Below are 12550 nucleotides of genomic sequence, written 5' to 3'. Positions count from 1 at the left end.
CCCCAGCTCGCGCAGCGTCGCGGCCTTGAGGTCCCGGTGCGACTGGTTCTCCGGATCCGCGTCGACCAGGTGTCCCGCGAGGGTCGCCGCCCACGAGGCCTCACCGCGTTCCAGGGCCTCCGCCACGGCCTCCCGCACGCGCGCCGGGCCGCCGAACCCCTCCACGATCCGCGCACCCGCGAGCGCGCGCGGCGGCGGGTTGATGTGCTCGGGCCGGCCGTCGTACCAGCCCAGCACCCGTTCGTAGATGTAGGGAGGCTGGTACTGGGTCTCCCCGTAGCCGTCCCGGTTGTGCCGCTGCGAGGCCAGGTGCTCCGGCAGCCGCACGAAGCGGCGCAGCTCGTCCGGTCCCATGCCGGCCAGGATCCCGCGGACGGACTGGTCGTAGGTGAAGGCGATCGCATCCGCGTAGCCCTCCAGCGTCCGCCGGATCCGCTCGCGGCCGGAGTGGGGCCGGGAGTGGGTGCTGAGGAGGTGCTCCGGCTGGAGGTCGCGCAGCTGGAGGACGCCGTCGCGCCAGGAGCGGGGGTCCCGGAAGCCGGTGCCCCGCAGCGCGTAGAAGTTGGGGATCGTGGGCCACAGGAAGTTGTTGAGCGCCACACCCAGGTCCGGCATCCAGACGGTGAGCGTGTCGTCCGAGTCCGTCCAGTGCTCCGTGAAGAACTGCATGCGGACACCCGCGATCGTCCGCTCCTCCCCGTCCCGGACGGGCGCGCTCACGGGCACCGTCCCGCGCGGTGTCTGCGCGGGATAGGTGGCGCCCACCGGGGCGTCCGGCCCCTCCTCCGGCAGGTACGAGGCGAACTGGAAGCGGAAGCGGCGTGCCAGCGCCGGTGCCGCTTCCGGGAAGTCCATCGCGTCGCGGCCCAGGGCGAGGTTCTCGTTGACGCGCGGGTGGCCCAGCACCGGCGCCTCGGTGCCCGTGTTGCCTGCACCGCCCGCATCCGAGGCCGCCTCGTCCAGGAACGCCTGCGTGCCGTGCGCGTAGTGGTTGTGGCTGTAGATCACGGCGGCGACGGGCTTGTCCGTGACGGTCCGGAGCGCGGCGAGCGCACGCCTGCCGTCGGAGAGGTCCACGCCGGTGTCGTAGACGATCACACCGTCCTCGCCTTCGATGAAGGTGCGGTTGACGATGGATCCGCCCACGTAGGTGTGCACGCCCGGTGCCACCGTGAGGAGCCTGGGCTCCGTGTTGGAGCGCGGCTTCTCCCCGATCAGTTCCGCCGCCGCGACGGCACCATTCGGTGCCCGCCGGGTCTCCGGGTGCCCGCAGTCGAAGCGGTCCGTCCCGGTGCCTCCCTCTTGGATTCGATCTGTGCGTGTCATCGTGCACCGCTCCCGTCCGTACCGGTCTGAATGTCCCGCGCCCGCCGCGAATGGCAGGCGACGAAGTGCCCGGGGCTCACCTCGTGCAGGGGCGCATGCGCCTGCGCGCACTCCTCCCGTGCCCAGAGGCAGTCGGCCCCCAGCGGTTCCCCGGCCTCCCGCAGCAGCGCCTCGCGCAGCACGGAGACCGGGACGCCGCGCGCGAGGCCGGCCCGGCTCCCGCCCGACGGCGCGCCACCGCCCTCGCCCGACGCCTCGTCGCCGACCGCATCTGCGCCGACAGCGGCCCCGTGCGCATCCCCGCTCGCCGCGGCCCCGCTCCCCCGGTCCCGGACGACCCGGGGCACGGCCTCGAGCAGCGAGCGCGTGTAGGGGTGCACGGGGGCGGCGCAGACGCTCTCGCTCGGTCCGATCTCCACGAGCCGCCCGCGGAACATCACCCCCACGCGATCGCTGATGTGGCGGACCACCGCGAGGTCGTGGGCGATGAAGAGGTAGGTGAGGCCCAGCTCCCGGCCCAGCCGTTCGAACAGCTCGAGCACCTGCGCCTGGATGGTGACGTCGAGGCTGGAGACGGACTCGTCGCAGATGAGCAGCTTGGGGCCGAGCGCCAGCGCACGGGCGATGCCCACGCGCTGGGCCTGGCCGCCGGAGAGCTGCCGCGGGGTGCGGTCCGCGAACCGGGCGGGGTCGAGGCCCACGAGCTCCAGGAGCTCCTCGACCTTCCGCGTCCTCTCCCGGGCCGTGCCCACGCCGTTGACCCTGAGCGGCTCCGCGACGACGTCGCGCACCTTCCAGCCGGGGTTGAGGGAGGAGAAGGGATCCTGGAAGACCATCTGCATCTCGGTGCGGGCACGCCGCAGCGCCGCGCCGGAGAGGCCGGCGAGGTCCGTGTCCTCGAAGCGCACGGAGCCCGCCGTGGGAGCCGGCGCCTGCAGGATGGCGCGGGCGGTGGTGGACTTGCCGCTGCCGCTCTCCCCCACGATGCTCAGGGTCTCCCCGCGGAGCACGTCGAAGGAGACCCCGTCCAGCGCCCGGACCTTCCCGCCGCCGGGACCGCCCACCGTGAACTCCTGTTCGAGGCCCGCGACGGAGAGGAGCACGTCACGGTGCTCGGCGGACTCGCGGGTGCGCGCGGTGTCCATGTCCACCACGGAGTCGAGCAGGTGCTGCGTGTACTCCTCCTGCGGTGCGGAGAGCACCCGGCTCGCCGGACCGCTCTCCACCACCCGTCCGCCCTGCATGACGCAGAGGGTGTCCGCGTAGTTGGAGGCGAGCGCGATGTCGTGGGTGATGAGCATGAGGGCCATGCCGAACTCGCTCTGCAGGTCCTGGACGAGGTCGAGGATCTGCTTCTGCGTCGTGACGTCCAGCGCGGTGGTGGGCTCGTCCGCGATGAGCAGGTCCGGTCCGCAGCTCAGCGCCAGGGCGATCATCACGCGCTGGCGCATGCCGCCGGAGAGCTGGTGCGGGTACTCGTCCACGCGCCGGGCGGGCTCCGTGAGCCGGACCGCCCCGAGCATCTCGACGGCACGGGCGCGCAGCGCCGCTCCCTCGAGGTCCGTGTGGAGGCGCAGGGCCTCCTCGATCTGCTTCCCGATCTTCATCGTGGGGTTGAGCGAGCGCATGGGGTCCTGGAACACCATCGAGATGCGCGAGCCGCGCACGGCGCCCCACTCCGCCTCCGTGAGGCCCACGAGGCTGCGGCCGCCCAGCGTGATCGTGCCCGCCGTGATCCGTCCCGGCGGGGTCGAGAGGCCCAGTACGGTCCGTGCGGTCACGGACTTGCCGGAGCCGGACTCGCCCACCACCGCGAGCGTCTCCCGCGGCCGCACGGCGAAGGAGACGTCGTCCACCGCCGTGACGGTGCCGCGCGGACCATCGAACACCACCTGCAGGTCTTCGACCACGAGCAGCGGCTCGTCAGTGCGCCCGCCCGCCTGCGCGCTCCCGGCCGCCGGGGCACTGCTGCGGTGGCCGGGCCCATGCCCGTCCGCACGCCCGTCTCCGGCCCCGGCGGCCCCGGCGGCCTCGTGCAGAACGCTCATCGCTCGCTCCCTTCGCTGTCCATCCGCTGCCGTATGCCGTCCGCGAGCAGGTTGAGCGAGACGACAGTGAGGAACAGGAGGAAGCCGGGCACCAGCACCAGCTGCGGTGCCGAGGACAGGTCCGTCTTGCCGTCGGCCATCATGTTCCCCCAGGTGGGTGTGGGCGGTTCGATCCCGAGGCCCAGGAAGCTCAGCGAGGCCTCGGTGATGATCGCGATGCCGCAGATGGTGAGGCCGTACGTGAGCAGGGAGCCGATCACCCGCGGCACCACGTGGCGCACGAGGATGTGGCCCGCCCGCGCACCGGCCAGGCGGGCGCTGAGGATGAAGTCCCGCTCCCTCACCGCCAGCGCCCCGGCCCGTGCGATGCGGGCGTAGGAGGGGATCGAGTAGAACGCGATCGCGACGATGAGGTTGGGGATGCTGGGGCCCAGGTACGTCGCCACCACCAGGGCGAGGACGAGGGAGGGGAAGGCGAGGAAGATGTCCAGCACGCGCATGAGCACCGCGTCGACGGCGCCGCCCAGGTACCCGGCGACGATGCCGATCACGCCGCCCACCGCCAGGCCCACGAGCACGGAGCCGAGGCCGATGAGGATGGAGATCTGACCTCCGTGGAGGGAGCGGGACAGGAGGTCCCTGCCCAGGGCGTCGGTCCCCAGCAGGTGGCCTGCGGAGAACAGCCCCATCCGGGGCTCGCCGTCACCGCCGTTGAAGACCCCGAGGTCCGGATCAGGGACGAAGGGCAGCACGGGAGCCAGCAGGCAGGCGAGCACCAGCACCGCGAGGAGTGCGGCCGGGACCGCGATCTCGAACACGGATCCGCGGAACCGCCGCGGCCCGGCGGAGGAGGCCGGGCCCGAGGCCGTGCCGGGGACGGCCCCGGCCGGAGCCGTCGCGGTGAGGTCCGGAGCGGAACCGAACCCGGCCTCGGCGACGGCGCTGTTCGCGTCCTGCTCCCCCGAGGCCGCACCCGCGCTGCGCGTCCGGGCGGCTGAGCTGTCACTGGGCTGTGCGCGCATGGCGGATCCTCGGGTCGAGCGCCGCGTACAGCACGTCCACGGCGAAGTTGATGAGTACGAATGCGACGGCGATGACGACCACCGCGCCCTGGACCACCATGAAGTCCCGCTGGTAGATCGCGTCGACCATGAGCTTGCCCAGCCCCGGGACCGCGAAGAGGGTCTCCACGATCACCGCACCGCCCAGCAGCGCGCCCATGTTGATGCCCACCACCGTGATGAGCGGGAAGACGGAGTTGCGCAGCACGTGCTTCCACGTGACCGCGTTCCGCGACACGCCCTTCGCCCGGGCCGTGGTCACGTACTCCTCCTGCGTGAGCTGGGTGACGAGGTCCGCGCGGAGCACGCGGAAGTACATGGCGTAGAGGGCGAAGGCGAGGGTGAGCGCGGGCAGGAGTGCCGAGCGCGCGTTCATGAGCGGATTCTCCGTGAACGGGATCCAGCCCGTGGCCGGCAGTCCGAAGGGGACGGCGACGACGAGGACGAGGATCATGCCCACGAGGAACGGCGGGCTCGCCACGCCGGCGAAGGCGGTCAGGCCCAGCGCGCGGTCCAGGGCGGAGCCGGGACGGCCCGCCGCCAGCACGGCGACGGGGACCGCGACGACCAGGGCGATGAGCTGTGCCAGCACCATGATCTCCACGGAGGCCGGCAGCCGCTGGAGGAGCAGCGCGGAGACCGGTTCGCCGGAGCCCGCGGACATCCCCAGGTCACCGCCGAGCGCCGCGACCAGCCAGTGCCAGTAGCGGACGAGGAGAGGCTGATCCAGGCCCAGCTGCTCCCGGAGCGCGGCGGTGGCCTCCGGAGTGGCGCCCTCTCCCAGGATCGCCAGCGCCGGGTCGCCGGGCAGCAGGTTGAGGAGCATGAAGGTGAGGAAGCTGACTCCGATCAGGACCGGGACCAGCTGGAGCAGGCGTCTGCCCAGCATTCGACCCATGCGGTACTCCTTCGCAGCGCGGGAGGCGCGGGCCGGGGCTGCGCGGACGCAACGTCCTCGTTGCGGCGCCCGCCGGCCTCCCACGCCATCGGGTGACGCCGCTCACGCTAGCCGCGGTTTGATGCAACGTCAACGACTTTTATCGTTCCGTCAATCTTGGGCAGACGCGGGCGAAGTGGGGAAGAGTGGTGATTCCGCAGGTCAGCGCATCATTCCGGCGTACTTTCCCGACCGGTGAGGAGACGCTCCACGAGCGTCTGCATGCGCCCATCCAGGTCCCGCACGCCCACTCCGAACTCCGCGGCGAGCGGCTTCCGTGCGATCACATAGCCCATCAGGAGCGACTGCAGGAGGGCGTGCACCGCCACGGTGTCGAGGTCGTCCGGGATGTTCCCGGCGGCCTGGTCGTACTTGAGGTCCCGCTGCGTCTGCTCACGGCGGGGCATGAGACGGACCTTCGTCTGCCCGTCGAGCAGGAGCAGCACCACGAGGCGGAGCTGCTCCGCGTTCCTGATCGTCTGCTTGAAGAGACGGTCGATGCGGTTGACGAGACCCAGCTCCTCCCCACGGCTCCAGTACGCCGCGGACCGCCGCTCGCCGTTGCGGCGCAGCGCAGAGCGCAGGAGCTCGCCGCGGGAGCCGAAGTAGTGGTAGACGAGGCCGCGGTTGATGCCCGCGAGGTCGGCCACCTCCCGGAGGTTCAGCCCCGCGAGCACCCCGTCCTTCCGGAGGAGCTCCAGCGCCGCCTGTTCGAGCTTCCTGTCCGCGGCCTCGTCGCCGTCCGCCGCGCCCCTGCTTCTCCGTGACATGGCTGGACGGTATCACTGCCGCTCAGGCCTGCGGTGCCGGCCGCTCAGCCGGGCAGCGCCCCGGCCCGGGCCCGCACCTCGGCGAGCACCTCCTCCGTGTGCTGGCCGAGGGCGGGCACCTCCCCGCCGTCACCGTCGCGAGGGCGGTGCGTGGTGGTGAACGGCAGCCCGGGCATGCGGTACTCGGCACCGTCGGAGTCACGGCAGCGGGCGAAGATCCCGCCGGCGCGCACGTCCTCGGCCTCGAGCACCTGCGCGTAGTCGCGGATCGCGCCGGAGACGATGCCCAGTGCGCTGAGCTCCTCCACGACCGCCTCCGAGGTCCGAGCGGCGAAGTACGGCGCGAGAGCGGCCAGCAGCACCGGGCGGTGCGCCACCCGGGAGGGATTGTCCGCGAAGCGCGGGTCCTCGAGCAGCTCCGGCACCCCCGCGTGGCGGCACAGTGTCGCGAACTTGTCGTCCGTGTAGGCCGAGACCACCACCGAGCCGTCCGCCGTCGTGAAGTGATCCGCTCCCGGCGCCGCACCCGGCTGGCCGTTGCCGCGGCGGGTGGGCATGTCGCCGGTGAGCCCGTACTCGCCCCAGTTCACCCGCTGCAGGTCCACGGCCGTGTCCAGCAGGGAGACCGTGACCTCATCGCCTTCGCCGGTGCGCTCGCGGTGGAAGAGCGCGGCGAGGATGCCCTGGACGAGCGCGGCGGCGGAGACGTGGTCGACGATGGGAGCGCCCACACGCTGCGCCTGGCGGCCGGCCTCGCCGGTGACGGACATGAGCCCGGACTCCGCCTGCGCGGCGATGTCGAGTCCCGGACGGGTCCTGGACGGACCGCTGGTGCCGAATCCTGTGACCGAGGCGAGGATGACGCCGGCGTTCACGGACCGCAGGACGTCCGCCCCCAGGCCCAGGCGCTCCATGACGCCGGGGCGCATGTTGTGGATGACGACGTCCGCCGCCGCGACGAGGTCCAGTGCCGCCTGCCGCTGCTCCGGCTCGCGGAGGTTGAGCGCCACGGAGCGCTTGCGGCGGTTGTAGCCGCGGATGATCGCGGCGCCGTACGAACCGACGCCGCGCGCCTGGTCGCCCGCGGGAGTCTCCACCTTGATGACGTCCGCCCCCAGGTCCGCCAGGGTCTGCCCGGCGCCGGGTGCGGCGATGAAATGGCCGAAGTCCACGACCGTGATGCCGTGCAGCGGACCGCTGCGACGCTCCGGCTCCCGGCTGCCCATGTCTGTGCTCACTCTGCGCTCCTCCTCGAACGGCGGCACTCTCCGGGTGCACGCTACTGAAGGGGCGGCAGGGGATACCATCGAGGCGGATCACAGGGACGTGCAGGGGAATCTGTGATGCGTCACAGAGGAGCGGCGGATGCAGACCATCGGAGACGACCAGTCCTCGGACGCTCTCGCCGGGGCCGCGGACCGGCTGCGGCGGGCGGTGCCCGCGCTGGCCCGGCGGACGATCGCCCTCTACGTAGAGGGCGCGGAGAGGTACACGGGCACGGACGTCCCCCACCACCTCGAGCGCGAGAGCACGCAGACGGTGCGGACGATCATGCGCGCGTGCATCGCCTCCCTCACGGAGACCCGGCCGCCGCTCGAACCCGCGATCACCGAGGCCGCCGCGCTCACCGTCGACAGGGTCGCCGACGACCTGCCGCTCGAGGAGTACATGCGCTGCTGGCAGCTGTCGTACACCGTGCTCGCCGAGGCCGCGGCGGCGGAGATCCGGGAGCCGGCGCTCGTCCTGCACGCCGTCACCCGGATGCGCGAGGCCTTCGACCTCATGGCGCGCAAGGTCGCGGACGCCTTCGCGGTCGCCGCCCGGGACGCCGCCGCGGCGGACTCCCGCCAGGACGCGGAGGTCATCGAGGCCCTGTGGACGGGCCGCGGCTGGACCTTCGCGGAGCCGGACGCGGTCCCCTCAGCACCCCTCGTGACGCACCTGCACCTGGGACCGGCCCCGGGCGAGGACGCCGCCGCCCACCGCGACCGCTCCATCGCCCGGCACCGCAAGGTCCGGCAGGTGCGGGCGCAGCTGCGCCGCGACTTCGCCGATGTCTGGCTCATGGACCTCCGGGCGCGGACCGGACGGATCGTCTCCTGGTCCCATCGGGAGGGGCTGGGCGACGCCGAGGCCGCGGCACGGACGCTGCGCACGCTCCGCGAGGTGACCGGTGCGGAGGTGACGACGGCGTCCGAGCCCGCGCACGGCCTCGGCGACGTGCCCCGCGCCGCACGCGTGAGCGCGGCGGCCCTGGAGACGGGGCTGCGGCTGGGCCGCACCGGGGTGCCCCTGACGATGGACGACCTCGCGCTCGACCACCACCTCGGGCACGGCAGCCTCGCCCTGCCCTCCCTCCTGGAGCGGAGCCGTCCCGCGCTCTCGCGGCCGGAGCTGCGCGAGACTGTGCGCAGCTTCATCGACCACGATCTCGACAGGCGTGCGACCGCGCGGGCGCTCCACGTGCATCCCAACACGGTGGACAACCGGCTCGCCCGAGTCGCCCAGCTCACCGGACTGGACGCGCACCGCACGCGCGATCTGCTCACGCTCGCCGTCGCAGCGCTCGCGGGGGACGCGCCCGAGGCCTCGGGCGCGGAGGAGGCGGGCTCCCGCGCACTGTGATCCGTCACAGTTCCACCGCCGGCCGGTTGTCACCCGCGCTCATTGTCCGGCCTGCTCCCCGCACATAGCGTCAGGACCGTGCTCCGCCGGTCGCCGCTGACCGGCCCGGTCGCCGGAGACCGGCAACGCCTCACATCTGCTTCGAAGGAGAAGACGTGTCCGAGATTCTCGAGTACGCCGACCGCGCCTGGCGCGGCGAGGAGTCCCTCCGCGCCTATCACGCCGGTGAGTGCCGGAAGGAGGGGCTCGTCGAACTCGGCGAGAACCTGTACATGTGGCCGGCGTTCGGCAACGTGTACGTGCTGCGGACCTCGCAGGGGCTCTTCCTCTACGACACGGGCGACCGCAGGACGGCCGAGGAGCTGTTCGCCGCCGTGCGCGCGCTGACGCCGGACCGCGTGCACACCGCCGTGTACTCGCACGGGCACCTCGACCACGCCTTCGGCATGCGTCCGTTCGACGAGGAGGCGCGGCAGAACGGCTGGACCCAGCCCACCGTGCTGGCACAGGAGAACCTGGTGCCGCGCTTCGACCGCTACCGGCGCACGCACGGCTACAACGAGTCGATCAACCGGCGGCAGTTCCAGGCACCGGGCTTCCGCTGGCCCGGCGAGTACCGGTACCCGGACGTCACCTACCGCGCCCAGGCCACCCTGGACCTGGGCGGGGAGCACATCGAGCTCCATCACGCCAAGGGGGAGACGGACGACTGCACGATCGCCTGGATCCCGGAGCGGAAGGTGCTGTTCTCCGGGGACTTCTTCATCTGGTCGAGCCCCAATGCGGGCAATCCGCAGAAGGTCCAGCGCTTCGCCCTCGAGTGGGCCCAGACGCTGCGCTGGATGGCCGGGCTGGGTGCGGAGATGCTGCTGCCCGGCCACGGGCTGCCGGTCGTGGGTGCGGAGCGCATCCGGGAGACGCTGGGGAACGCGGCGGAGCTGCTGGAGGCGATCTACGGCACCACGGTGGACATGATGAATGAGGGTGCCACGCTGGACGAGATCCTGCGGACGGTGAGGACGCCGGAGCACCTGCTGGAGAAGCCGTACCTGCGGCCCTCCTACGACGAGCCGGAGTTCGTGGTGCGCAATCTCTGGCGCCTCTACGGCGGCTGGTACGACGGGAACCCCGCGCATCTCAAGCCCTCGCCGCAGGCGGAGCTCGCCGCGGAGCTCGCCTCCCTGGCCGGCGGGGCGGAGAAGCTGGCGCGGCGTGCGCAGGAGCTCGCGGAAGCGGGCAGCCACAGGCTCGCGGGCGAGCTGGTGCAGTTCGCCGCGGACGCCTCCCCGGTCCCGGAGATCCACGAGGCTCGGGCGGACGTGTTCTCGCAGATGGAGAAGGCGGCGACGTCCACGATGGCCAAGGGCATCTATGCCTGGGCCGTGGTGGAGTCCCAGGCCGCGATCGCGGGCACGGACCCCGTCGCGGAGCTGCGGACCCGGACCGCCGGGCGCATGCGCTGGTCCGTCTGAGCCGGCGTGTGGCCCCCCCCCGGGGGCCGCGGGGGTGTCCCCGGCCGCGCGCGCGGGCCCGCCCCCCGGCGGGGCGCGGCGCACCCGCCCCCCCGGGCGCACGCGCGGGCCCGGCGCCCCCGGCGTGTGCCCCCGCCCGGGGCCCGGCGGCGGCACACGCCCGAGGGCACGCCCGCGCCCAGATGGGACGGGCGACGAGACTGCGTGCGCGGCAGGCAGGAGCGCACGGGAACTGCACGAGGAATGAGCGGATGAGGACAAGTCCCAGGAATCGAGGACGTCGCAGGATGCTCGGCGCAGCGGCGCTGACAGGCACCGCCGCACTGGTGCTGAGCGCATGCGCGGGAAGCATCGGCGGCGGCAGCGGCGGTGCCGGAGGCGGTGAGGGCTTCGAGTACGGAGCCTCCCAGGAGGAGGTGGACGCGGTCCTCGAGGGGCTGGAACCGGTGACGCTCACCTTCCAGCCGGGGGCGGCCTCGGCGGAATCGATCATGAGTCCGGCGGCGACGGAGATCGCGGACCGCATCGAGGAGCGCTCCGGCGGCATGATCACGGTGGACCTCGTGTGGGGGCAGGCGGTGGCCGGCTACGACACCGTGCAGGATGCGCTGGCCGACGGCCGGCTGGACCTGGCGAACACGCTGCCCGGGTACAGCCCGGCAGAATTCGCCGCCTTCGACGACCTCTCGACCACCACTGCGATGCTGCCCTCCTCCCCGTTCGCGGGCGAGTTCATCGCCTACGCCGTGTACAGCGACCTGGGTTGGGAGAACCAGGAGATCCTGGACTCCTTCGACGCGGCCGGACTGGTGCCGCTCACGCCCTTCGCCACCACCGCCGGCAACTACACCACGTGCCGGGAGCCGCTGGCCTCGGCCGCCGACTGGCAGGGACGCCAGGTCCGGGTGGGCACGACCGCGCAGGACACGCAGGTCTCCGGACTCGGAGCGGTGCCCGTCTCCATGGAGTACACGGAGATGTTCGAGGCGCTGGAGCGCGGCACCGTGGACTGCAATGTGGGCCCCAGCCCCGCCACGGCGGAGAGCGGCGTGCTGGAGGTCGCTCCGGAGCTGGGCTTCACGACCACCACCAGCTTCCCCCGGACGGCGACGACGGTGATGGCCGGGAGCAGGTTCGAGGAGCTGCCGCTGGCCTACCAGCAGATCATCTTCGACAGTGCAGGACTGGGCGGAGGCGGATTCGTGCAGAGCTACACGGACTCCGCGGCCGAGCTGGTGCGCCAGTCCAAGGAGCACGGAGGCGAAGTGCGGCCGCTGTCCGAGGACACGCAGTCCCGGCTGCACACACTCTCCGAGGAGCTCACCGCGGAGGCTGTGTCCGGCGGACGGCTGGGCGAGGACTTCGAGGAGCGGCTGGCGGAGGGCATCGAGTCCTGGACGGCGAAGGTCGAGGAGCTGGGGCTGGCGGATTCCGGGGACATGGCGGACTTCGACGAGTGGTACGCGGAGGCGGACTACGCCGAGTTCGCCCGGACGGTCTACGAGTCCGGGGCGGCGCTGGAGCACCGCCCGGGAGCGTGAGGGGCGCTTTCCACCTGTCGCCGGGCCTCCCCTCGCGTGGTCAGCTTCCCGCGCATCCAGCCGTCCTTCCTATCCTTCCATCCTGGACTGATCGCTTTCCCTCGCCGAGGTCGCTGGGTTGGCTGGGGGAAGCGATCAGTCGGCGAGCGCCGCCCGGGTCCCCACGGCCAGGAACTCCGGCATCCACACCCGCTCCCAGTCGCTCACCTCCTGGGCCAGGTTGCCGGTGCGGACCGGCAGGGTCCGGGCGAACCAGTAGGTGCCCACGCCGTCGCGCTCCATGAGGCCGTAGTCCACGAGCTCACGACGCAGGTAGGCGACGTCCTCGTGCGCCGTGCGGAGAACGGCGCCCACCTGCGTCTCCGTGTACGTGAGCGCCGGATCGAACCGCCGCAGCATCTCGAGGGCGACGGCGAGCTGGGTGCGCCGCTTCGCGGGGATCCGGAGCAGTCGCGCACGGGGGTCGCCGTCCTCGAAGAACGGGCGGATGCGCCTGAGATGGTCCGCGTATGCGCGGTCCCTGTCGATCTGCAGTGCGGCGAGCGCCGTGGTGTAGTTCTCCCCCGTGCGCTCCATCCGGCTGCGGACGAGCTTCTTGAAATCGCTGTTGTGCGTCATGTGGATCCGTCTCGCGCCGCGAGCAGCCCCAGCATGCCGCGACGCTGTCTCACATGCGAGGCGTCGGCATCCGGCCGGGAGCACGAGCTCCGGCCACGTGATCCGAGGATGTGCTCCCCTTCGCCTGTGCACCCGGGCTGGGGCCGAGGTGC

The 12550-nt window shown here is 72.4% G+C and carries 10 protein-coding genes; 3 read left to right on the top strand and 7 right to left on the bottom strand.

Annotated elements, in window-relative coordinates; genetic code table 11:
- The 6 genes from Q0A33_RS12375 to Q0A33_RS12350 all read right to left on the bottom strand — a co-directional run.
- Positions 1-1326: alkyl sulfatase dimerization domain-containing protein (locus Q0A33_RS12375; RefSeq protein ID WP_291797113.1), on the bottom strand; the 1326-nt coding region annotated here is incomplete at its 3' end.
- The gene (locus Q0A33_RS12370; RefSeq protein WP_291797110.1) at positions 1323-3374 is read right to left on the bottom strand and encodes an ABC transporter ATP-binding protein; all 2052 of its coding nucleotides are present in this window, start codon (positions 3372-3374) and stop codon (positions 1323-1325) included. The genes Q0A33_RS12375 and Q0A33_RS12370, both read right to left, overlap by 4 nt.
- Positions 3371-4396, bottom strand: coding sequence for an ABC transporter permease (locus Q0A33_RS12365; RefSeq protein WP_291797107.1), 1026 nt, complete (start codon positions 4394-4396; stop codon positions 3371-3373). The genes Q0A33_RS12370 and Q0A33_RS12365 overlap by 4 nt, the downstream gene beginning before the upstream one ends.
- Positions 4377-5333, bottom strand: coding sequence for an ABC transporter permease (locus tag Q0A33_RS12360; protein WP_291797105.1), 957 nt, complete (start codon positions 5331-5333; stop codon positions 4377-4379). The genes Q0A33_RS12365 and Q0A33_RS12360 overlap by 20 nt, the downstream gene beginning before the upstream one ends.
- A gap of 209 nt (positions 5334-5542) precedes the next feature.
- On the bottom strand, positions 5543-6142 hold the full coding sequence (locus Q0A33_RS12355) for a TetR/AcrR family transcriptional regulator (RefSeq protein ID WP_291797100.1): 600 nt from the start codon (positions 6140-6142) through the stop codon (positions 5543-5545).
- Between the two features lie 44 nt (positions 6143-6186).
- Positions 6187-7380 (bottom strand): CoA transferase, encoded by a 1194-nt coding sequence (locus Q0A33_RS12350; RefSeq protein WP_291797098.1) that lies wholly within the window; start codon positions 7378-7380, stop codon positions 6187-6189.
- 127 nt (positions 7381-7507) lie between these two features.
- On the opposite strand from Q0A33_RS12350, the gene Q0A33_RS12345 reads away from it, so the two are divergent.
- The 3 genes from Q0A33_RS12345 to dctP all read left to right on the top strand — a co-directional run bounded on the left by Q0A33_RS12345 (position 7508) and on the right by dctP (position 11780).
- On the top strand, positions 7508-8767 hold the full coding sequence (locus Q0A33_RS12345) for a helix-turn-helix domain-containing protein (protein ID WP_291797095.1): 1260 nt from the start codon (positions 7508-7510) through the stop codon (positions 8765-8767).
- 155 nt (positions 8768-8922) lie between these two features.
- Complete coding sequence (locus Q0A33_RS12340) at positions 8923-10239, top strand: alkyl sulfatase dimerization domain-containing protein (protein WP_291797091.1); 1317 nt, start codon at positions 8923-8925, stop codon at positions 10237-10239.
- Positions 10240-10526: 287 nt separating this feature from the next.
- Positions 10527-11780, top strand: coding sequence for a TRAP transporter substrate-binding protein DctP (dctP, locus tag Q0A33_RS12335; RefSeq protein ID WP_291797088.1), 1254 nt, complete (start codon positions 10527-10529; stop codon positions 11778-11780).
- A gap of 135 nt (positions 11781-11915) precedes the next feature.
- Here dctP and Q0A33_RS12330 read toward each other — a convergent pair whose 3' ends face one another.
- Entirely contained in the window at positions 11916-12398 is a 483-nt protein-coding gene (locus Q0A33_RS12330; protein WP_291797085.1) for a DUF2087 domain-containing protein, read from the bottom strand.
- Positions 12399-12550 lie beyond the last annotated feature (152 nt).

The sequence above is a fragment of the Brevibacterium sp. genome (genome assembly GCF_022712115.1).
GTDB classification, from domain to species: Bacteria; Actinomycetota; Actinomycetes; order Actinomycetales; family Brevibacteriaceae; genus Brevibacterium; species Brevibacterium salitolerans.
This window is presented reverse-complemented; position numbering and strand designations above follow the sequence as displayed.

Excerpts from the sequence above, each read along its gene's own strand:
- Q0A33_RS12370 (WP_291797110.1), bottom strand. The coding sequence starts at position 3,374 with ATGAGCGTTCTGCACGAGGCCGCCGGGGCCGCCGGGGCCGGAGACGGG.
- Q0A33_RS12360 (WP_291797105.1), bottom strand. The coding sequence starts at position 5,333 with ATGGGTCGAATGCTGGGCAGACGCCTGCTCCAGCTGGTCCCGGTCCTG.
- Q0A33_RS12330 (WP_291797085.1), bottom strand. The coding sequence starts at position 12,398 with ATGACGCACAACAGCGATTTCAAGAAGCTCGTCCGCAGCCGGATGGAG.
- Q0A33_RS12345 (WP_291797095.1), top strand. The coding sequence starts at position 7,508 with ATGCAGACCATCGGAGACGACCAGTCCTCGGACGCTCTCGCCGGGGCC.
- dctP (WP_291797088.1), top strand. The coding sequence starts at position 10,527 with ATGCTCGGCGCAGCGGCGCTGACAGGCACCGCCGCACTGGTGCTGAGC.
- Q0A33_RS12355 (WP_291797100.1), bottom strand. The coding sequence starts at position 6,142 with ATGTCACGGAGAAGCAGGGGCGCGGCGGACGGCGACGAGGCCGCGGAC.
- Q0A33_RS12365 (WP_291797107.1), bottom strand. The coding sequence starts at position 4,396 with ATGCGCGCACAGCCCAGTGACAGCTCAGCCGCCCGGACGCGCAGCGCG.